The sequence below is a fragment of the Streptomyces mashuensis genome (assembly GCF_014654785.1).
GTDB classification, from domain to species: Bacteria; Actinomycetota; Actinomycetes; order Streptomycetales; family Streptomycetaceae; genus Streptomyces; species Streptomyces mashuensis.
Genome location: NZ_BNBD01000005.1, coordinates 368,641 through 387,819 on the forward strand (window position 1 = coordinate 368,641; position 19,179 = coordinate 387,819).

General features: G+C 73.6%; 22 protein-coding genes. 17 read left to right on the plus strand and 5 right to left on the minus strand.

What is annotated here, in order from left to right; genetic code table 11:
* Positions 1-78: 78 nt before the first annotated feature.
* The 11 genes from IE305_RS15935 (at position 79) to IE305_RS15985 (ending at position 6,735) form a co-directional block, all read left to right on the plus strand.
* Complete coding sequence (locus IE305_RS15935) at positions 79-1,923, plus strand: asparagine synthase-related protein (protein ID WP_190130218.1); 1,845 nt, start codon at positions 79-81, stop codon at positions 1,921-1,923.
* Positions 1,920-2,183, plus strand: a complete 264-nt coding sequence (locus IE305_RS15940; RefSeq protein ID WP_190130219.1) for a lasso peptide biosynthesis PqqD family chaperone — start codon at positions 1,920-1,922, stop codon at positions 2,181-2,183. The genes IE305_RS15935 and IE305_RS15940 overlap by 4 nt, the downstream gene beginning before the upstream one ends.
* The gene (locus IE305_RS15945) at positions 2,180-2,614 is read left to right on the plus strand and encodes a lasso peptide biosynthesis B2 protein (RefSeq protein ID WP_190130220.1); all 435 of its coding nucleotides are present in this window, start codon (positions 2,180-2,182) and stop codon (positions 2,612-2,614) included. Before IE305_RS15940 ends, IE305_RS15945 begins: the two co-directional genes overlap by 4 nt.
* Positions 2,615-2,625: 11 nt before the next feature.
* Positions 2,626-2,766: a keywimysin-related RiPP gene (locus tag IE305_RS15950; protein ID WP_190130221.1), complete on the plus strand. Its 141-nt coding sequence runs from the start codon at positions 2,626-2,628 to the stop codon at positions 2,764-2,766.
* A gap of 38 nt (positions 2,767-2,804) precedes the next feature.
* A complete protein-coding gene (locus tag IE305_RS15955; RefSeq protein WP_190130222.1) occupies positions 2,805-2,942 on the plus strand; it encodes a lasso RiPP family leader peptide-containing protein in 138 nt (45 codons plus the stop codon).
* A 28-nt stretch (positions 2,943-2,970) separates the two neighbouring features.
* A complete protein-coding gene (locus IE305_RS15960; protein WP_190130223.1) occupies positions 2,971-3,108 on the plus strand; it encodes a lasso RiPP family leader peptide-containing protein in 138 nt (45 codons plus the stop codon).
* A gap of 14 nt (positions 3,109-3,122) precedes the next feature.
* Complete coding sequence (locus tag IE305_RS15965) at positions 3,123-4,133, plus strand: ATP-binding cassette domain-containing protein (RefSeq protein ID WP_190130224.1); 1,011 nt, start codon at positions 3,123-3,125, stop codon at positions 4,131-4,133.
* Entirely contained in the window at positions 4,130-4,948 is an 819-nt protein-coding gene (locus IE305_RS15970) for an ABC transporter permease (RefSeq protein WP_229891021.1), read from the plus strand. Before IE305_RS15965 ends, IE305_RS15970 begins: the two co-directional genes overlap by 4 nt.
* Before the next feature lie 80 nt (positions 4,949-5,028).
* A complete protein-coding gene (locus IE305_RS15975) occupies positions 5,029-5,493 on the plus strand; it encodes a hypothetical protein (protein ID WP_190130225.1) in 465 nt (154 codons plus the stop codon).
* Positions 5,494-5,503: 10 nt separating this feature from the next.
* Complete coding sequence (locus IE305_RS15980; protein ID WP_190130226.1) at positions 5,504-6,481, plus strand: ribosome-inactivating family protein; 978 nt, start codon at positions 5,504-5,506, stop codon at positions 6,479-6,481.
* 20 nt (positions 6,482-6,501) lie between these two features.
* Positions 6,502-6,735 (plus strand): hypothetical protein, encoded by a 234-nt coding sequence (locus IE305_RS15985; RefSeq protein WP_190130227.1) that lies wholly within the window; start codon positions 6,502-6,504, stop codon positions 6,733-6,735.
* A gap of 6 nt (positions 6,736-6,741) precedes the next feature.
* Here the strand turns inward: IE305_RS15985 and IE305_RS15990 are convergent, their stop codons facing one another.
* The 5 genes from IE305_RS15990 to sdhC all read right to left on the minus strand — a co-directional run bounded on the left by IE305_RS15990 (position 6,742) and on the right by sdhC (position 11,084).
* The gene (locus IE305_RS15990) at positions 6,742-7,536 is read right to left on the minus strand and encodes an alpha/beta fold hydrolase (RefSeq protein ID WP_190130228.1); all 795 of its coding nucleotides are present in this window, start codon (positions 7,534-7,536) and stop codon (positions 6,742-6,744) included.
* A gap of 129 nt (positions 7,537-7,665) precedes the next feature.
* The gene (locus IE305_RS15995; RefSeq protein WP_190130229.1) at positions 7,666-8,430 is read right to left on the minus strand and encodes a succinate dehydrogenase iron-sulfur subunit; all 765 of its coding nucleotides are present in this window, start codon (positions 8,428-8,430) and stop codon (positions 7,666-7,668) included.
* Complete coding sequence (gene sdhA, locus IE305_RS16000; RefSeq protein WP_190130230.1) at positions 8,430-10,184, minus strand: succinate dehydrogenase flavoprotein subunit; 1,755 nt, start codon at positions 10,182-10,184, stop codon at positions 8,430-8,432. Before sdhA ends, IE305_RS15995 begins: the two co-directional genes overlap by 1 nt.
* A 23-nt stretch (positions 10,185-10,207) precedes the next feature.
* The gene (locus tag IE305_RS16005; RefSeq protein ID WP_190130231.1) at positions 10,208-10,696 is read right to left on the minus strand and encodes a succinate dehydrogenase hydrophobic membrane anchor subunit; all 489 of its coding nucleotides are present in this window, start codon (positions 10,694-10,696) and stop codon (positions 10,208-10,210) included.
* 7 nt (positions 10,697-10,703) lie between these two features.
* Entirely contained in the window at positions 10,704-11,084 is a 381-nt protein-coding gene (sdhC, locus tag IE305_RS16010) for a succinate dehydrogenase, cytochrome b556 subunit (RefSeq protein WP_190130232.1), read from the minus strand.
* 526 nt (positions 11,085-11,610) lie between these two features.
* On the opposite strand from sdhC, the gene IE305_RS16015 reads away from it, so the two are divergent.
* The 6 genes from IE305_RS16015 to IE305_RS16040 all read left to right on the plus strand — a co-directional run bounded on the left by IE305_RS16015 (position 11,611) and on the right by IE305_RS16040 (position 19,090).
* On the plus strand, positions 11,611-13,176 hold the full coding sequence (locus tag IE305_RS16015) for a beta-N-acetylhexosaminidase (RefSeq protein ID WP_229891052.1): 1,566 nt from the start codon (positions 11,611-11,613) through the stop codon (positions 13,174-13,176).
* A gap of 106 nt (positions 13,177-13,282) precedes the next feature.
* Entirely contained in the window at positions 13,283-15,415 is a 2,133-nt protein-coding gene (locus IE305_RS16020; RefSeq protein WP_229891023.1) for a glycosyltransferase, read from the plus strand.
* Between the two features lie 31 nt (positions 15,416-15,446).
* Complete coding sequence (locus tag IE305_RS16025) at positions 15,447-16,067, plus strand: hypothetical protein (protein WP_190130233.1); 621 nt, start codon at positions 15,447-15,449, stop codon at positions 16,065-16,067.
* A gap of 374 nt (positions 16,068-16,441) precedes the next feature.
* Positions 16,442-17,353, plus strand: a complete 912-nt coding sequence (locus IE305_RS16030; protein ID WP_229891053.1) for a DUF4328 domain-containing protein — start codon at positions 16,442-16,444, stop codon at positions 17,351-17,353.
* A gap of 34 nt (positions 17,354-17,387) precedes the next feature.
* The gene (locus IE305_RS16035) at positions 17,388-18,044 is read left to right on the plus strand and encodes an RNA polymerase sigma factor (RefSeq protein ID WP_190130235.1); all 657 of its coding nucleotides are present in this window, start codon (positions 17,388-17,390) and stop codon (positions 18,042-18,044) included.
* Complete coding sequence (locus IE305_RS16040; protein ID WP_190130236.1) at positions 18,044-19,090, plus strand: hypothetical protein; 1,047 nt, start codon at positions 18,044-18,046, stop codon at positions 19,088-19,090. Before IE305_RS16035 ends, IE305_RS16040 begins: the two co-directional genes overlap by 1 nt.
* Positions 19,091-19,179 lie beyond the last annotated feature (89 nt).

Here is a 19,179-nt window from a genome sequence, read left to right on the forward strand (position 1 = left end):
GTTGACGCACGGGAATCTCCGGAACACGGCACGCATGCGGGCCGACGGGAAATGTACCGGAGAGGACGGTCGACCGCCATGACCGGTGACAGCTGGTTCACCGTTCTCCCCGACGGCGAGGCGGGCCGCACCGCGGCCCGGGCGCTGCGCCCCCTCGCCACCGAAGCGATCGAGCACGTCTCGGGCCGGCCGTGGCTGCTGGGCCGCTGGCCGCACGGCACGGTGACGGTCGCCACGGTGGGCACCGCCCGCATCGCGGTGATCGGCCGCTGCCCGGTCACCGCCGGCGTCCTCGCGACGAGGGCCGCACGGGTCCGCGGCGTCGAGGACGTCGAACGGGCCGTGCAGGGGCTGCCCGGCAGCTACCACGTCGTCGCCTCCCTCGGCCGCCGCGTCCGCATCAGAGGCAGCGCCTCCGGCGTCCGGCGCGTGTTCCACACCCTCGTCGGCGAGGCCGTCGTCGCCGCCGACCGGCCCGACACCCTCGCGGCCCTCACGGGCGCCGGCGCCGACGAACGCCAACTCGCCGTGCACCTCCTCCACTCACCACCCCTCCACCCCCTGGACGACACCTGCGTCTGGGCGGGCGTCGAGTCCCTCCGGCCGCACGACAGCCTGCTGATCGAGGCCGACGGCCGGGCCCGCACCCGCCGGTGGTGGACACCCCCCGAACCGGCCCTGCCCGCCGCAGAAGGGGTTCACGGCGTACGGCAGGCGCTGGAGGCCGCCGTCCGCACCTGCACCGCGGGCGGCGGCACCATCAGCTCCGACCTCTCCGGCGGCATGGACTCCACCAGCCTGTGCTTCCTGGCCGCCCGCGACAACGCCGCCCACCTGGTCACCCTCCGGTGGGAGAGCCGCGACCCCGACAACGACGACCCCGCCTGGGCCGCCCGCGCCACCGCACGGCTGCCCCGCGCCGACCACCTCGTCGCCGGACGGCAGAACGCCCCCTGGTACAGCGGCCTCGCCCACGCGACCGCCGCCGCCACCGCCGCCGAGCCCGGCGCCTGGGTGCGCGACACCAGGCGCCTGCACCTCCTCGCCCGGCTGATGACCGACCGCGGCTCACGGCTGCACATGATGGGCGGGGGCGGCGACGAGCTCTTCCTCGCGCTCCCCTCCCACCTGCACGACTACGTCCGCAGCCACCCCTTCGCCGCCCTCGCCCGGCTCCGCAGACAGCTCGCCTTCCAGCCCGTACCCCTGTGGCCCGTCCTCAAGGGCCTCGCCGACCGCAGCACCTACGCCCAGTGGCTCGCCGCCCGCGCCGACGGCCTCACCGCCGCCCTGCCCGCCGGCCGGCACTCCGCCTTCTCCGTCGCCTGGGGCGACGACCACCCGATGCCCTCCTGGGCCACCCCCGACGCCGTCCGGACCGTCCGCCACCGGCTGCGCAGAGCCGCGGCCGGCGCCCTGCCCCTGGCACCGCAGCGCGGCCAGCACGCCTCCCTCGCCTGCGTCCTGGCCGGCGGACGCGGCGTCCACCAGATCGCCCAGGTCATGGCCGCCCACGACCTGGAGTACGCCGCCCCCTACCTCGACGACGCCGTCCTCGACGCCGCCCTCGCCGTCCGCGTCCACGAACGCCTCGCCCCCGGCCGCTACAAACCCGTCCTCGCCGACGCCATGCGCGGCATCGTGCCCGACGCCATCCTCGGCCGCTCCACCAAGGGCGAGTACAGCGCCGAGTTCCACGAAGGACTGCGCCGCAACCGCGCCACCCTCCTGGACCTCTTCGACGACTCCTCCCTCCTCGCCCGCGCCGGACTGATCGACCCGGCCGTCCTCCGCGCCCGGCTCCTCACCGTGCACCCCGACCCCACCGCCCTGCGCGACCTGGACGCCACCCTCGGCTGCGAGGTCTGGCTGCGCAGCCACGCCCGGCGGACCGCGGCCGTCCCCACCGGAGGCACCCCATGACGTTCGCCCTGCGCCCCGACGTCTCGGCGACCGACACCGACTACGGCATGGTGCTGCTCGACGAGAGCAACGGCCGCTACTGGCAGCTCAACAGCACCGGTGCCCTCATCCTCCGCGCCCTGCTGGAAGGCGCCACCCCCGCCCAGACGGCGCAGCGCCTCGGCGAGAGCTACCCGGCGCTCGCGCCCGAGCGCACCGCCGGTGACGTGGCCGCGTTCATCCACTCGCTGACCGAGGCCCGCCTGGTGGTGACCGCATGAGCACCCCCATGGCCACCACCGCCCCCGAGGACGTCCCGCTGCGCCTGCGCGCCGCCGCCGTCCCCGTCGTCGCCGTGGCCCGCCTCCTGGCGGCACTGCGGCCCCGCCGCATCCGCCGCGTCCTCACGGCCGTACGCCGCGGCGCCCGGCCCGCCACCGCCGGCGAGGCCCTGGCGGCACGCCGCGCGGTCGTGGCGGTGAGCCGCCGCTGCGCCGGGGAGGGCTGCCTCCAGCGGTCCATCGCCACCGCGCTGCTGTGCCGGCTGCGCGGCACCTGGCCGGACTGGTGCACCGGCATCCGCACCGAGCCCTTCCGCGCCCACGCATGGGTGCAGGCGGACGGCCGCCCGGTCGGCGAACCGCACCCGGACGGTTACTACCGCCCGCTGATGATCGTGCCCGCGCCATCCCGGCGCGCGGGCCGGACGTGAGGAGACACGTCATGGAACAACAGGGGAGGTACGAGACACCGGCGCTCGTGCCGGTCGGCGACTTCGCCGAACTCACCCGGGGCCTGTCCTCCGGCAACGTCATGGAGAACGGGGTCTTCCCCTACGTCTGGTACATCCTGGCTGCCGGTTGAGCCGGCGCGTCCCCGCGAGAAACCGAAAGGACAACGCCATGGAACAGCACGAGATCTACGAGCCGCCCGCGCTGCGCGAAATCGGCGACTTCGCCGAACTCACCCACGGCTGCACGTACGGCTACAACCTCGAGGACGCCGGCGCGGGGCCCTGGTACTGCTACGCCGCCGGCTGAAAAACCCCATTCCCGAAGGAGAACCGTCATGGAACTGCACGAGACCTACGAGCCCCCCGCCCTCGTCGACGCCGGCGAATTCACAGACGTGACGCGCGGATACCCGCCGGGCGCCTGGATGGACGGATCGGCTCCGTACCCGTACTACTCCCCCTTCGCCGGGTGAGAGGCGGCTGATCCATGAGCGGTGAGGCACGGTTCACGGACCTGTCCGTGCGCGATGCGCCCGGGGCAGCCGGGGCCGGCCTCACCGCTCCCTCCGTCAGCGTCCTCGCCCGGGGGCTGCGCAAGAGCTACCCCGGTGTGGAGGCCGTCCGCGGCGTGGACCTGACCGTGCGGGCCGGGGAGACCTTCGGGTTCCTCGGCCCGAACGGGGCGGGGAAGTCCACCACGATCGCGATGCTGTGCACCCTCGCCCGGCCCACCGCGGGCCGGGCGACCGTGGCCGGCGCCGACGTCACCGCCGACCCCGCCGCCGTACGCCGCCGCATCGGGCTGGTCTTCCAGGACCTCACCGTCGACGGCGACCTGACCGCCGCCGAGAACCTGCGCTTCCACGCGGACCTCTACGGGCTGCCGCACCGCACCGCGCGCCGCCGCGTCGCCGAGATGCTCGACCTCGTCGGCCTGCACGGCCGCCGCCACAGCCTCGTCCGCACGTTCTCCGGCGGCATGAAGCGCCGCCTGGAGATCGCCCGCGGCCTGCTGCACGCGCCCCGCGTGCTCTTCCTCGACGAGCCCACCGTCGGCCTCGACCCGCAGACCCGCGCCCAGGTCTGGGACCACCTCCACCGGGTGCGGCAGCAGCGGGCCGTCACCCTCTTCCTCACCACCCACCACCTGGAGGAGGCGGAGCACTGCGACCGCATCGCCGTCATCGACGACGGCCGCATCGTCACCGAGGGCACCCCTGCCGCCCTCAAGGCCGCCATCGGCACCGACCGCGTCGTCCTGCACACCACGGACGACGCCGCCGCCCGGACCGCACTGGGCGAACGGTTCGGCCTGGCGGCGCGCCGCGACCCGGAGGGGCTGCTGCTGCACGTGCCCGACGGGGCGGCGTTCGTCCCCGTGCTGTGCGCCCGCCTCGGCGTGCCGGTGCTGTCCGTCACCGTCACCCGGCCCAGCCTCGACGACGTCTTCCTGCACTGCACCGGCCGTACGATCCGCGACGCGGACGGCACCCGGTGAGCCCGGGCCCCGGGGGCGCCCGCCACGAACTGCGCGCCGTACGCGTCGTGTGGCAGCGCGAGATGATGCACGTGCTCCGCAACCGCGGCCGGCTGGCCCTCACCCTCCTCCAGCCCGTCCTCTACCTGCTGGTCGTCGGTACGGGACTGGCCGCGCTCGTGCCCGACTCGGCGGGCGCCGGCGACTACCGCACGTACCTCTTCCCCGGCGTGCTGCTGATGACCGTGCAGATGCCGGCGATCGGCGTGGGCGCGTCCATCGTCTGGGACCGGGAGGCCGGCTTCCTGCGCGAGATGCTCGTCGCCCCCGTCCGCCGCGGCAGCCTGCTGCTGGGCAAGTGCGCGGGCGGCGCCACCGTCGCCACCTGCCAGGGCGTCCTCGTCATGGCCCTCGCCGGCACCGCCCACGTACCGCTGAGCCCCGGGCTCGCCGTCGCGCTCACCGCCGAACTGGCCGTGGTCTCCCTGGCCTTGACGGCGCTGACGGCGATGGCCGCCGTGTCCGTCAGCCGGCAGCAGACGTTCCAGGCGGGACTGGGGTTCGCGCTGATGCCCATGCTGTTCCTGTCCGGCGCCATGTTCCCGCTCGCCGGGCTGCCGCCGTGGCTCACGGTGCTGTGCCTGGCCGACCCGCTGACGTACGCCGTCGACCTGTTGCGCCGCCCGGTGGCCGGCCACCTCGCGCACGTCCCCGCCGCCCCCGCCGCCTGGCCCACCGCCTGGCACCCCTCGACGGCCGCCGAACTCGCCGTGACGGCGGCGCTCGGCGTGACGGCGCTCGTCCTGGCGGCACGGCGCTTCGCGCGCCCGCGCTGAGGGTGTTGATGCGGCGTTCAACGAACGTCAACACGCCCCCCGTAGCGTGAAGGCAGCCGAGTGACACAGGAGGCAAAACCTTGTCCGGTTTACGCAAGAGCCTGCGTCTGCGCACGACTTCTCTGGTGGCCGCGGGGGCGGCCACCGTCTTCCTGCTGACGACGGCGGCCAGTTCCCAGGCCGACCCGGCGCCGAAGCAGGAGCCGGCGGCCGTGGCCGCCGACGAGCTGAACACCGATTACCTCATCAACGACGTGCTGCCCGGTCAGTCCGGCGGCGGCCGCGGCGTGAGCGTGCAGTGGATCACCCCGTCCGGCCGCAACCCGTACAAGGAATGGGACTGGATCGAGATCAAGAAGGGCGGCGCCGACGGGAAGCGCGTGACATGGGAGTGGGCCTGCCCCAAGAACGACTGCGACGCGGTGGGCTCCACACTGGTCGCCATGACCCCCCAGCGGGGACAGAAGTACACGGCCGTCTACTGGAGCAACGGCGGACGCGTCACCAACGGCACCCGCCGGGCCACCTTCGAGTTCTGGGCGTGAGGTGACCGACGTGACCACCCTCATGACGCGCTGGAGGCGCCGCCCCGCCACCCTGGTCCTCGCGGCGGTGCTGGCCGCAACGGGTACGGCAGCCACGGTGCTCGCCGGCCCGACGACCCAGGCCCAGGCCCAGGACCGTACCGACAGGGAGTACGCCGACCTCTACAGCCGTACGGTCGCGGCGATCCGCAACGCCATGGGCGGCGAGGCCGTCCTCCACGACCACGGCGCCGGCCGGCTGATCCGCGACCCGGACCCCCGTCGCGCACAGCAGGTCAACATCGGCCGGCTCGCCGACGACGCCGCCATCGGCGGCGGCAGGGTCCGGGGCGTGTTCCGGCGGGACAACCTCTACCTGGTCGGCCTCTACGTGGAGCGGCCGGGGGCGGAGCGTGATCCCGTCCTGTACGTCTTCACCGAGGGGCAGCGGGACGCGGAGGGCCGCCAGGTGCCCAACGGACGACGGGTACCCATGCTGGACAACACCGTGCTCCCCGGCGTCCGCCGGGCGTACCTGACCTGGAACGTCAACTACGCCAACCTGCAGGCGCTCCAGATCAACCGCCGGGGCCTCCAGGACGCCGTGCGCACCGTCGTCAGGCACCGTCCCGACACCGCGGCCGACAACGGGCGGGGCAACAACGGCACGGGCAACCGCAACCACGCCCTGCGCGAGCACGTCGAACGCCTCGCGGTCGCCCTCGCCGAAGGGGCACGCTTCCAGGTGATCCCGGGTCAGATCGCGCAGGCCCTGCGCCGGCACCGCGGCCAGGCGGCGTGGACGGTGAACCACCACGCCGACGAGATCACCAGCTGGGACGCGCTGTCCGGCGCCGTCGTGCAGGCCCGCAACGCCGCCCCGGACGGCCGGGGCCCCGCCTGGAACCAGACACAGGCCCGCGACTGGAACGGGCGCCGCATCCAGCTGTCGGCCCTGGACCTCTCGCACCGCCTCGCCATCATCAAGCCGGACCGCCGCCCGCGCTGACGGCGTGGCAGTCTGGACGCATGGAACAGCCAGCGTGGCGCCCGGCCCCCGCGCCGGGCGATCCGTACTGCACCACCGACACCTGTGCGGGCTGCGGTGCCGTCGTGCACGGCATCCACGGCCGCTGGACCTGCGCCGCGTGCGGCTCCTGCAGCCCGTACCAGGAGCCACCCGAGGGCTGGGCCACGGAGATCACCGCCGAGGAGCTGGCGGCGAACACCGTGGCGTACGACAGCCCGCCGGACGCGCCGTAGAACCACCTACAGGCCGTGGCGGCCGATGAAGTCCAGCACCAGCTTCCGCCACTCCTCGGGCCGTTCGGCCGCCGGGACGTGCCCCGACCCCAGCTCCGCGTACTCCGCGCCGGGAATGCCGGCGGCCAGTTCGCGGGAGAGGGCGGGGGAGACCAGCAGGTCGTGCACGGTGGCGACGACGAGCGTGGGCACGGCCAGGCCCGGCAGGTCGCCGGTGGTGTCGCTCTCCGCGACCACCGCGGCCTGCTCGGGCGTGCCGGCCGGGACGCCCGCGGCGATGCCGTCGTAGAGCGCCTGGAGGTCCTGCTCCGGCACGGAGTTGAAGAACGTCTCGCCGAAGCCGGTCAGGGCCACGACCCGCGCGAAGCTCTGGAGGTCGCCGGCCGCCAGCAGGCTCCGCCACAGGTCCATGGAGGCGAGGACGCGGTTGTCGGCCTTCGCCAGGCCGGCGGTGAGGACGAGGCCGCGCACCCGCTCCGGGTACCGGGCGGCCGCTCGGACGGCCACCAGGGTGCCCATGGAGTAGCCGAGCAGCGTGAACGTCTCCAGGCCCACCTCGTCCGCGGCGGCCACCAGCGCGTCGGCGAGGCCGTCGACGGTGAGCGGGGCGGTGGCGCGCGGCGTGGCACCGGAGCCCGGGAAGTCGGGGGCGACCACGGTGTGGCGTTCGGCCAGCGCCGGGATCAGCGGCGCGAAGTTGTCCCGGACGTTGCCGCTCGCGCCGTGCGCGAGGAGGACGCCGGGGCCGGAGCCGTGGACGGTGGTGTGCAGGGGCGGGTAGCCCTCGGGAAGGTTCGCCATGGACCCAGGCTCTCCCTTGACACCGGTGTGAAGGTCAAGTCCCGAAGGCCGGGCCCGGCAACGCGGACGGGCCCGGCCCGCGCCTGGTGGCGCGGGCCGGGCCCGGAACCGTACGAACCTACCGGCGGATCAGAAGCGGCGCGTGATGAGCGCGCGCTTCACCTCCTGGATCGCCTTGGTGACCTCGATGCCACGCGGGCAGGCGTCCGTGCAGTTGAACGTGGTGCGGCAGCGCCACACGCCGTCCTTGTCGTTGAGGATCTCCAGCCGCTGCTCACCGGCCTCGTCGCGCGAGTCGAAGATGAAGCGGTGCGCGTTGACGATCGCCGCCGGGCCGAAGTACTGGCCGTCGTTCCAGAACACCGGGCACGAGGAGGTGCACGCGGCGCACAGGATGCACTTGGTGGTGTCGTCGAAGCGCTCGCGGTCCTCGGCGGACTGCAGACGCTCGCGCGTCGGCTCGTTGCCCTTGGTGATCAGGAAGGGCATCACATCGCGGTACGCCTGGAAGAACGGGTCCATGTCGACCACGAGGTCCTTGAGGACCGTGAGGCCCTTGATGGGCTCGACCGTGATCGGCTTGTGCGGGTTGATGTCCTTGATCAGCGTCTTGCACGCGAGGCGGTTCTTGCCGTTGATGCGCATCGCGTCGGAGCCGCAGATGCCGTGCGCGCAGGAACGCCGGAAGGTCAGCGAACCGTCCAGGTCCCACTTGATCTTGTGGAGACCGTCGAGCACGCGCTCCTTCGGGTCGATCTCCACCTGGAAGTCCTGCCAGGTGGCCTCGTCCGAGACCTCCGGGTTGAACCGGCGGATGCGGAAGACGACCGTGATGTACGGGGAGGCGTCCTGCTGCGACCCGCTGCCGGGCTTGTCGAGAGTCGCGGTGCTCATCAGTACTTACGCTCCATCGGCTGGTAGCGGGTCTGGACGACCGGCTTGTAGTCGAGGCGGATGGAATCCTTGCCGTCCGAGTCGACCTCGCGGTACGCCATGGTGTGGCGCATGAAGTTCACGTCGTCGCGGTTGGGGTAGTCCTCGCGGTAGTGACCGCCGCGGGACTCCTTGCGCGCCAGCGCCGAGACCGCCATGACCTCGGCCAGGTCGAGCAGGTTGCCCAGCTCGATGGCCTCGAGCAGGTCGGTGTTGAAGCGCTTGCCCTTGTCCTGGACGGAGACGTTCTTGTACCGCTCGCGCAGCTCGGCGATCTTCTCGACGGCCGTCTTGATGGTCTGCTCGGTGCGGAAGACCATGACGTTGGCGTCCATGGTCTCCTGCAGCTCGCGGCGGAGCTCGGCGACGCGCTCGCTGCCGGTGGAGTTGCGCAGCTGCTCGACCTGCTGGGCCACGAACTCGGCCGGGTTCTCCGGCAGCTCGACGTAGTCGGCCTTCTGGGCGTACTCGGCGGCGGCGATGCCGGCGCGACGGCCGAAGACGTTGATGTCGAGGAGCGAGTTGGTGCCCAGGCGGTTGGCGCCGTGCACGGACACGCAGGCGACCTCGCCGGCGGCGTACAGGCCCGGCACGACCGTGTCGTTGTCGGCGAGGACCTCGCCCTGGACGTTGGTCGGGATGCCGCCCATCGCGTAGTGGGCGGTGGGCTGGATCGGGATCGGGTCCGTGTAGGGCTCGATGCCGAGGTACGTCCGGGCGAACTCGGTGATGTCCGGGAGCTTGGCGTCCAGCTGCTCCGGCGGCAGGTGGGTCAGGTCCAGGTAGACGTGGTCGCCCTCGGGGCCGCAGCCGCGGCCCTCGCGGATCTCGGTGTAGATCGAGCGGGAGACGACGTCGCGGGAGGCGAGGTCCTTCATGACGGGCGCGTACTTCTCCATGAAGCGCTCGCCGTCCTTGTTGCGGAGGATGCCGCCCTCGCCGCGGGCGCCCTCGGTGAGGAGGATGCCCATGCGCCAGATGCCGGTCGGGTGGAACTGGAAGAACTCCATGTCCTCCAGCGGCAGGCCGCGGCGGAAGCAGGCGGCCTGGCCGTCACCGGTGAGGGTGTGGGCGTTGGAGGTGACCTTGAAGAACTTGCCGGTGCCGCCGGAGGCGTAGATGACCGACTTGGCCTGGAAGACGTGGATCTCGCCGGTGGCCAGCTCGTAGGCGACCACACCGGCCGACTTCTTGACGCCGTCGACCTCGGTGATCAGCTGGTCGAGGACGTAGAACTCGTTGAAGAACTCCACGCCCTCCTTGACGCAGTTCTGGTACAGCGTCTGGAGGATCATGTGGCCGGTGCGGTCCGCGGCGTAGCAGGACCGGCGGACCGGGGCCTCGCCGTGGTTGCGGCTGTGACCGCCGAAGCGGCGCTGGTCGATCGTGCCGTCCTTGGTGCGGTTGAACGGCAGGCCCATCTTCTCGAGGTCGAGGACCGCGTCGATGGCCTCCTTCGCCAGGATCTCGGCGGCGTCCTGGTCGACCAGGTAGTCACCGCCCTTGACCGTGTCGAAGGTGTGCCACTCCCAGTTGTCCTCCTCGACGTTGGCGAGGGCCGCGGCCATGCCGCCCTGGGCGGCACCGGTGTGGGAGCGGGTGGGGTAGAGCTTCGTCAGCACGGCGGTGCGGCTGCGCTTCGTCGCCTCGATGGCGGCGCGCATGCCGGCGCCGCCGGCGCCGACGATGACGGTGTCGTACTTGTGGATCTTCATGAGTTAGCGCCTCAGCCCCGGCTCTAGCGGATGTTCGGGTCGAAGGTGAAGATCACCAGCGTGCCCAGCAGGACGGTGAACACCGTGGCGGTGTACAGCAGCATCTTCAGCCAGAAGCGGGTGGTGTCCCGCTCCGCGTAGTCGTTGATGACCGTGCGCAGGCCGTTGGCGCCGTGCAGCATCGCCAGCCACAGCATGATGAGGTCCCAGGCCTGCCAGAACGGGGAGGCCCAGCGGCCGGCCACGAAGGCGAAGCCGACCTTGGTCACGCCGCCGTCCAGGACGAGCTGGATCAGCAGGTGGCCGAGGACCAGGACGACCAGGAGGATGCCGGACAGGCGCATGAACAGCCAGCCGTACAGCTCGAAGTTCGTGCGGGTCGTCTTGGGCGTCTTCTTGGTGCGCTTGCGCGGCGGCTCGATGACGGGCGCGGGGTTGTCCACGTCGTACAGGGAGGTCTGCGGCACGGCGTCGGAGACGGCGCCGGCGGCGGTGGGGGATTCAGCGGACATCTACGACTCAGCTCCCGAACAGCGTGCGCAGCGTGTGCTGGAGCACGGGGTAGAAGGCGCCCAGCATCAGCACGACCCAGACGCCCACGACGGTCCACAGCATCTGCTTCTGGTACCGCGGGCCCTTGGACCAGAAGTCCACCGCGATGACCCGCAGGCCGTTGAGCGCGTGGAAGAGGATGGCGGCCACCAGGCCGTACTCCATCACGTTGACGATGGGCGTCTTGTAGGTCGCAACGACGTCGTCGTAGGCCTCGGGAGAGACACGGACGAGAGCGGTGTCGAGGACGTGCACGAACAGGAAGAAGAAAATGAGGACGCCGGTGACTCGGTGAGCCACCCAGGACCACATGCCTTCCCGGCCGCGATACAGCGTTCCAGCCGGCACGGAAAACCCTCCGGGAGCGGGGATCAGGGCCTGCCGGCTTCACTGTCGGTCGGGCCCGGCCGGGTACGGTCCACCGGCCCTGGCCATCGTAGCGACGCCTTGTGGCTTCGGGCCCCCGGGGTATGTCAGGTGTGATCAAACAGGCACGTACGGCCTAGGCCGTACGGGCAACCAGTCCCGGCTTGTCCGAAACGCACCGGCGTGTCCGGCCGTGGAAGACGTGAGCTTCGGGTGAAAAACACTATCTTCACCCTTGAGGCACCCAAGGGGAGGTTTTGCTCCAATGGGACTATATGTCAGGTCTGTGCGGTCGGCTGGGCCGGTCGGGGCGGCCGGGCGGACGCACGGCTTCCGGATCGGTCGGTTCCGGGTCGGAGGGGTGCGGATCGGTTCATTCCGGCTGGGTGGATTCCGGCTGGGTCGGTTCCGGCTGGGCCGCTTTCAGCTGGGTCGGTTCCGGCTGGGCCGGGCCGCCGCCGTCCGGGGGACCGTCGCCACCTTCGTCCTCCTGGCGACGATGACGCTGATGGGCTGTCCGCGCGGCGGCGGCCCCGGCGCCGCGCCCACCGGCTCCGACGGGCGCTCGGCCCATGCCTCCGCGCCCTCCTCCGCCGGGGGCACCACGGGCGACGGCTCCTCCGCGGCTGCCGCGCCCCCCGCCGTGCCCCCGGGTGCCCCGCGCACGGTGCCCGCCGTGCGCTCCTGGACCCAGGCGCAGGGCCCCGGCTGGCGCCCCGGCGCCGGCGCACGCGTGGTCACCGACCAGGACGGGCCGCTGGCCGACGAGGCCCGGCGGCTCGCCGGTGAGCTGCACCTGACCACCGCCGACGGGCCCGCCCGCGCCGGGGACGTCGAGCTGGCCCTCCGCCCCGGCCAGGCCGGCGGCCCCGAGTCGTACGAGCTCACCGTCCGGGACGGCCGCGCCACGGTCACCGCCCCCGACGAGGCCGGCGCCTTCTACGGCACCCGTACCGTCCTCCAGGCGGTCCGCACCGGCGGCGGCCTGTCCGAGGGTGTCGCCAAGGACGCGCCCGACCGGGCGCAGCGCGGCCTCAACCTCGACATCGCCCGCAAGCACTTCGCCGCCGACTGGATCGAGGCGCGCGTCCGCGAGATGGCCGACCTCAAGCTCAACCAGCTGGGCCTGCACTTCTCCGACGACCAGGGGTTCCGCATCGCGAGCGACTCGCACCCGGAGGTCGTGTCGGCGCAGCACCTGACCAAGGCCGAGGTGCGGCACCTCCTCGACGTGGCGTCCGCGCTGCACGTCACCGTCGTCCCGGAGATCGACTCGCCGGGCCACCTGGGCGCCGTCATCAAGGCCCACCCCGGCCTCCAGCTGCGCAACGCCTCCGGCGAGGCGGCGCGGGGCGCGGTGGACGTGGGCAACCCGGAGGCGGGCCGCATCGTCGACGACCTGCTGCGCGAGTACGCGGGGCTGTTCCCGGGCCGCTGGTTCCACCTGGGTGCCGACGAGTACCGCGCGCTGATGGCCCACGACCCGCAGGCGAGCTACCCGGGGCTGGCGGCCCTCGCCCGGCAGCGGTACGGGGCGAAGGGCAAGGTGCAGGACCTGGCCACGGCCTGGCTCAACGACCGGGCGGCGGTCGTGCGCGGCCTGGGCAAGACGGCCAAGGCGTGGAACGACGGGTTCTTCCCGGACGGGGTCGTCAAGCCCGCCACATCCATCGAAGTCGAGTACTGGACGGGGAAGGAGAACGGGGCCCGGCCGCCGCAGGACTACCTGAACGGGGGACGGACCCTGGTCAACCTGAACGACGAGTACCTGTACTACGTCCTCGGCGAGCCCAACCAGTTCCGCTATCCCACCGGGGAGCGCATCTACCGCGGCTGGTCCCCGGGCGTGCTGCGCGGCACCGCCTCCGTGGCGGCGTCCACGTCGGGCCCGGACCGCGTCCGCGGCGGCCGCCTGGCCGTCTGGTGCGACCGGGCTGACGCCCAGACCCCCGACCAGGTCGCGGCCGGCATCCGGCTGCCGCTGGCCGCGGTGGCGCAGAAGCTGTGGGCGCCGGGAACGCCGGGGCTGTCGTGGACGGACTTCACGGCGCTGGTGGCGAAGGCGCGCGGCTGACCACCCGGCGCGCCTGACCCCGCTCGGCCGGCCGCCTGCCCGGCCCTCGGGGGCGGACGGGGCGGAGGAGGCGCCCCCCGCAGGGGCGTTACCCTCGCCGGAACAGATGGCACCGCACCCCGAGGGCACCATGAAGATCGAATTCCTGCTGCACAACGCGTACGGCATCGGCGGCACCATCCGCTCCACCGTCAACCTCGCCACCGCCCTCGCGGCCCGCGGCCACGACGTGCGCGTCATCAGCGTCAACCGCCCCGTCGACGAGCCCGAGATCGTCCTCGACCCGCGCGTCCGCCTCACCCCCCTCGTCGACCTGCGCGAGGGCACCGCCGGCGACGAGTACGACACGCCCCTCAACCAGCGGCCCAGCGAACTCTTCCGCGACGAGCGCATCGACAACGGCCGGATGGCCGCCACCGCCCTCACCGACGAACGCGTCAAGGCCCACCTCACCACCACCGACGCCGACGTCGTCATCGCCACCCGCCCCAAGCTCATCGGCTACCTCGCCGCGTACGGCGCCGACCGGCCCTACCTGCGGCTCGGCCAGGAACACCTCACCCACGAGGCGCACGTGCCCGAGCTGCACGAGGTGATGGACCCCGCGATCGCCGCCCTCGACGCCTTCACCACCGTCTCCGAGGCCGACGCCCGCAACTACCGGCAGGCCCTGCCCGACGCCCACGCCCGCATCCTCGCCGTCCCCAACGCCGTGCCCGCCCCCGCCGCCGAGCCCTCCGACGGCACCACGAAGCTCATCGTCTCCGCCGGCCGCCTCGTCGCCGTCAAGCGCTACGACCGCCTCGTCGCCGCCTTCGCCAAGATCGCCGCCGAGCGCCCCGAGTGGCGGCTCCGCATCTACGGCCGCGGCCCCGCCAAGGCCAAGCTGCGCCGCCAGATCGAGGAGCTCGGCCTCGCCGAGCGCATCACCCTCATGGGCGCCCGCTCGCCCATCGAGACCGAATGGGCCAAGGGCGCCATCGCCGCCGTCGCCTCCGACGCCGAGTCCTTCGGCATGACCATCGTCGAGGCCATGCACGCCGGCCTCCCCGTCGTCGCCACCGACTGCCCGCACGGCCCCCGCGAGATCCTCACCGACGGCACCGACGGCCTGCTCGTCCCCCTCGACGAGGGCGACGCCGTCGACGCCTACGCCGACGCCCTGCTCCGCCTCACCGGCGACGCCGAGCTGCGCGCCCGCCTCGGCGCCGCCGCCCGCACCGCCGCCCGCCGCTACGAACCCGAAGCCATCGCCCAGCGCTACGAGCAGCTGTTCGAAGAGCTGCGGCCGGGCTGCACCACCGCCCGCCCCAAGAAGGGCGGCTTGCTCCGCGGCCTCTTCGGCGGCGCCCGCACCGACCGCAAGCCCACCGCCGCCCCCGCCCCGGCCGCCGACGCCGCCCACCCCGACGCCCGCTGCACCGTCACCGCCGACGGCTCCCTCGCCGTACGCCTGCGCACCGGCCAGCTCACCGCCGCCGACACCCACCTGCTGCTGCGGCACCGCGGCAGCAAGGGCAAGGAAGCCGTGCGCGTGCCGCTGCCCAAGCAGCGCCGCGACGCGGGGGAGTGGCTGGAGGTCCGCGTCGACCGCGCCGCACACGCCCTGCCCGAGGGCCGCTGGGACGCGTACACCGAACGCTCCGGCGACAAGACCCGCCGCCGGCTCCTCGGCACGCTCGTCGAACAGAAGGCCCTCCTCGGCCTCGACCTGCAGCAGACCCCCGACGGCGTCACGGCCTGGGTCCCGTACGAGACCAGCGACGGCTTCCTCGCCGTCCGCACCTGGCTGCGCGAACGCCACGCCGAGGCCACCGAGGTGCGCGTCGGTGACGACGGCGTGACCGTGACCGTGACGACGTACGGCGCGCCGCTCGGCGACGGCGGCGAACTCGTCGCCCGGCTGCGCCACGGCGACGGCGCCGCCGCCGACGTCCGCGCCCCCCTGGAGCGCGGGGAGCAGGGCGGCACCGGCACGCTGCCGCTGGAGCCCATGAGCCGGCGCACCGGCGCGGAGCAGGACCTGTGGGACCTGTACGTGCGCCCCGCCGCGGGCGCCGCGCTCGTCCGCGTCGGCCGCATCGCCGGGGACTTCGCCGACCGCAAGGGCATCGACACCTTCCCGGCGGCCACCCGCGGCACGGCGCGACTGCGGCCGTACTTCACGGTCACCAACGACCTCACCGTGTCGGTGAAGGACATCGAGGGCGCGGGGGAGGGCGCGGGCGAGGAGGAGTAGGCGGACGAGGAGGAGCAGGCCGCCGCACCCCGTGACCGGTGTGACGCGCGGGGCGGTCCCCGCGCTGTACGTCGCAGAACCGTCCGACGCGACGCACCGGATGAAGGGGAACGCCATGGGCTTCTGGGGCTACTTGCTCGTCGGCCGCGGCGAGGACCGGGACCTCACCGAGTGCCCGGTCCTCGCCGCGAACCGGGAACACCTCCTGCCCGCCGGGTCCTTCGCCGGCGGCTGGCAGCTGTGGGCCCACCCCGCCCACCGTGAACCGGACGCCCGGCCGGGACTCGGCGGCGGCATCGACGCCCTCGTCAGCACCCTCGCCGACCAGACCGCCGCCCCCGCCCTGGCCGCGTACGTCATGGAGAGCGACTGCGCCCTGCTCGGCGGCGCCAGCCCCGGCGGCACCTGCTGGTCGGCGTGCCTGGGCCGCACGCCGCTGGCCCGCTACCTGGCCGACACCGGACTCGCCCTCGACGACCTCTTCCCCAGCCCCGAGGCCGCGGCCGCCCACTGCGCCGCCTGGGCGGCGGCCGCCGGCCACCCGGCCGACACGACGGAACTGGCGGACGTCCTCGCCGCCGACCCGGAACCGGGCGTGGAGGACCTCTTCCGCCAACTGCTGGCCCGGCTCGGCATGGTGGAAGCGGGCTGAAGAGGCCGGCTGGGAAGGCCGGCTGAGATGGCCGGCTCAAGAAAGCGGTGCGCATACGGACGGAGAGCGGCCGGGGCCGCCACCCCCCACAGGAGAGGCCCCGGCCGCCCGCCCGTTGCGGACCCTGGCGGGGTACGCACTCCTTACAGCGCCGGACGTCGCGAAACCGTCACACCCGCCGCGCCGTGGGGGCCCGCGCACCGAGCGCGTAGTATCACCCGCTCATAGGCGTCTACCCTCGTGCACCGGAACGCCCCGGACCACGAGCCTTGGAGTCAGAAGCGATGTATCCGTGCGGTCGGTGCCGCGCAACCGCCGTGGGCCCCGACGGGCGCTGCGCCGCGTGCGGTACGTATCAGCAGCAGTTGCAGCAGATGCCGTACCCGCAGCAGCCCTATCCGCAGCAGCCGATGGCGCCGTACCCGGGCCCGGCCGGCATGGCCGTGCCGGCGCCGGCCGGCGGCATCGACCTGCGCCGCGGCATGCCGACGACGCTGATGGTGCTGCTGGGCGTGTACGCGCTCCTGTCGCCCGTGGGCATCTACGGCAACGCCAGGGCGCGCGAGGTCTACGACGACCTGCTGGGGCAGAGCAGCGTCGCCGACTGGACGACGAAGGTCAACGACGCGGACACCCTCAGCTCCGTCCTGGGCTTCGTCAGCTTCCTCGTGATGGTGCCGACGATCATCCTGTGGACGATGTGGTTCTACCGGATGCGGAGGAACGCCGAGGTCTTCGCGCCGGGCACGCAGCGGCTGGCCCGCGGCTGGGCCGGCGGCGCCTGGTTCACGCCGGTGGTGAACTTCTGGTTCCCCAAGCAGATCGCCAACGACATCTACCGGGCCAGCGCCCCGGGCGGCCCGCAGAGCGCGCCCAAGGGCCTGCTGAACGGCTGGTGGGCCGCGTGGGTGGCGGTCCAGGTGGCCGCCTGCGTCAGTGCGGTCGTCAGCTTCGTCTCCGGCATTCAGCTGGCGGCGAGCGCGGCGAACGCGTTCGCCGACGAGGACGAGATGCGCAGCGCCCTCGAGACGATGAAGACGGGACTGCTCATCTCCGACGTGGCCTGCGTGCTGTACCCGGTCGCGGGTGTGCTGGCCATTCTGGTGGTCCGCCAGCTGATGGGTCTCCAGGGGCAGCGGCTCGCGGCGGGTCCGGGTGCGCCGGGTGTGCCGGGTGGTCCGGGTGCGGGGTGGCAGGCGGCGCCGGCGGCGCCGTACGGTGCGCCGGCCGCACCCCCTGTGCCGCCTGCGCAGAATCCTTTCGGCAACGGTCCGGCGGGCTCCTGAACCCCGGGTACGGCAATTGGTGCAGGATGAGAGCGTGCAGGGGGACGACGCTGAGCTGACCGCCGCGGTGCGCGCGGCGCAGGACGGGGACGAAACGGCATTCCGGACCGTCTACCGGTCCGTGCATCCCCGGTTGCTCGGCTACGTCCGTACGCTCGTCGGCGACGCCGACGCGGAGGACGTGACGTCCGAGGCGTGGCTGCAGATAGCGCGCGACCTCGACCGGTTCACCGGCGACGCCGACCGTTTCCGCGGCTGGGCCGCGCGTATAGCCCGCAACCGCGCACTGGACCACATACGCATGCGCGGCCGGCGCCCCGCCATCGGCGGGGACGACAGCGAACTCGCCGGCCGCCCCGCCGACGCCGACACGGCGGGCGAGGCCCTGGAGGCCCTCGGCACGGGGCGCACCTTCGCCCTGATCGCCCAGCTGCCGCAGGACCAGGCCGAGGCCGTGGTGCTGCGCGTGGTCGTGGGACTGGACGCCAAGTCGGCCGCCGGGGTGCTGGGCAAGCGCCCCGGCGCGGTACGGACCGCCGCCCACCGGGGCCTGCGGCGGCTGGCCGAGCTGGTGACCGGGGGCGGCACCGAAGCCGCCGCAGGGCGGCGCCGGCCCCCCACCGGAGCAAGCGGACACAACGCTTCTGCCGGTGTGACGCAAATGCGCGCGCGGACGCAGAAGGACATGTGATGGCGGACGACCACCGGTACGACTGGCTGGATGACGCTGCCGCAGAGCGGCTGCTGACGGGCTCTCCGCTCATCCCCCCCGCCCCCACCCCCACCCCCACCCCCGCCTCCCCTTCCCCCTCGTGTGGCACGGACGCCGGTGCGGACGGCGTGGGTGGCGTGGACGGTGCGGCGCGGCTGGAGGCTGCGCTGCGGGTGCTGCGTACGCCCGCGCACGTGGCCGCCGGGCCGGGGAGCGAGCCGCTGCCCGGGGAGGAGGCCGCGCTCGCCGCGTTCCGCGAGGCCCGCGTCGCACGGGCCGCCGCCACCGCCCGCCCCGCCAAGGCACGGTTCCGCCTGCGGCGGCCCGCCAGGGCGGCCCTGGCACTCACCCTGGCCGGGTGCGCCGTCGGCGGTGTGGCCGTGGCCGCCGGCACCGGGGTGCTGCCCAGCCCCTTCCGCAGCCCCGGCCGGCAGGCCGCCGCGCCCGCCGCCGGCCTGCCCACGGCCGCGGAGACCGACGGGGGCCGCAGCACCACCCCGCACCCCGGCACCCCGGGCAGCCCCACGCCCGGCGCCTCCGGCACCCCGCGCCCCTACCGCACCCCCGGCGCCACCGGCACCCCCGGCCCCGGCAGCACCGGCGGCACCGCCACGCCCGGCGACCCGGACCACGAACCGGACCACGGCTCCTCGGCCACCCCGCCCCACGACGGCGGCACCGACAAGGGCGGTCCCGCCACCGCCGACCCGGCCCGCGCCCTGGCTGTGCGGCTCTGCCAGACCTTCCTCCAACAGAGCAAGCGCCGCGGCGGCGGCCTCGACGACGAGGACGCCCGCACCCTCGAACGCAGCGCCGGCGGTGCGGCCGGCGTCCGCGCGTACTGCGAGCGGCTGCTCGCCGCCGAGGGCGACGACGGGGACGGCGACGAGGGCGACATCGCCCGCAACGGCGGCGGCCGCGGCGGCTCGAACCCCCGTTCCACCCCCGGCTCCCGCCCCCAGGCGGGGCTGCCGGGGCTGCCGCAACTGCCGGGTGTGACGTTTTCGGGGAGCACGGCGCTGTAGGGAGTGAGCCGACTGGTCATCGGCTGCGCAGGAGCCGGAGTTCCCCCCATACCGTCGGCTCCGCGCGTCGGCGCGGGCAGGGCTCCTCC

What these genes read in the sequence shown, in the direction of transcription:
- IE305_RS15935 (WP_190130218.1), top strand. Translation starts at nt 79, where the DNA reads ATGACCGGTGACAGCTGGTTCACCGTTCTCCCCGACGGCGAGGCGGGC.
- IE305_RS15940 (WP_190130219.1), top strand. Translation starts at nt 1,920, where the DNA reads ATGACGTTCGCCCTGCGCCCCGACGTCTCGGCGACCGACACCGACTAC.
- IE305_RS15945 (WP_190130220.1), top strand. Translation starts at nt 2,180, where the DNA reads ATGAGCACCCCCATGGCCACCACCGCCCCCGAGGACGTCCCGCTGCGC.
- IE305_RS15950 (WP_190130221.1), top strand. Translation starts at nt 2,626, where the DNA reads ATGGAACAACAGGGGAGGTACGAGACACCGGCGCTCGTGCCGGTCGGC.
- IE305_RS15955 (WP_190130222.1), top strand. Translation starts at nt 2,805, where the DNA reads ATGGAACAGCACGAGATCTACGAGCCGCCCGCGCTGCGCGAAATCGGC.
- IE305_RS15960 (WP_190130223.1), top strand. Translation starts at nt 2,971, where the DNA reads ATGGAACTGCACGAGACCTACGAGCCCCCCGCCCTCGTCGACGCCGGC.
- IE305_RS15965 (WP_190130224.1), top strand. Translation starts at nt 3,123, where the DNA reads ATGAGCGGTGAGGCACGGTTCACGGACCTGTCCGTGCGCGATGCGCCC.
- IE305_RS15985 (WP_190130227.1), top strand. Translation starts at nt 6,502, where the DNA reads ATGGAACAGCCAGCGTGGCGCCCGGCCCCCGCGCCGGGCGATCCGTAC.
- IE305_RS15990 (WP_190130228.1), bottom strand. Translation starts at nt 7,536, where the DNA reads ATGGCGAACCTTCCCGAGGGCTACCCGCCCCTGCACACCACCGTCCAC.
- IE305_RS15995 (WP_190130229.1), bottom strand. Translation starts at nt 8,430, where the DNA reads ATGAGCACCGCGACTCTCGACAAGCCCGGCAGCGGGTCGCAGCAGGAC.
- sdhA (WP_190130230.1), bottom strand. Translation starts at nt 10,184, where the DNA reads ATGAAGATCCACAAGTACGACACCGTCATCGTCGGCGCCGGCGGCGCC.
- IE305_RS16005 (WP_190130231.1), bottom strand. Translation starts at nt 10,696, where the DNA reads ATGTCCGCTGAATCCCCCACCGCCGCCGGCGCCGTCTCCGACGCCGTG.
- IE305_RS16015 (WP_229891052.1), top strand. Translation starts at nt 11,611, where the DNA reads ATGGGCTGTCCGCGCGGCGGCGGCCCCGGCGCCGCGCCCACCGGCTCC.
- IE305_RS16020 (WP_229891023.1), top strand. Translation starts at nt 13,283, where the DNA reads ATGGCACCGCACCCCGAGGGCACCATGAAGATCGAATTCCTGCTGCAC.
- IE305_RS16030 (WP_229891053.1), top strand. Translation starts at nt 16,442, where the DNA reads ATGCCGTACCCGCAGCAGCCCTATCCGCAGCAGCCGATGGCGCCGTAC.
- IE305_RS16040 (WP_190130236.1), top strand. Translation starts at nt 18,044, where the DNA reads ATGGCGGACGACCACCGGTACGACTGGCTGGATGACGCTGCCGCAGAG.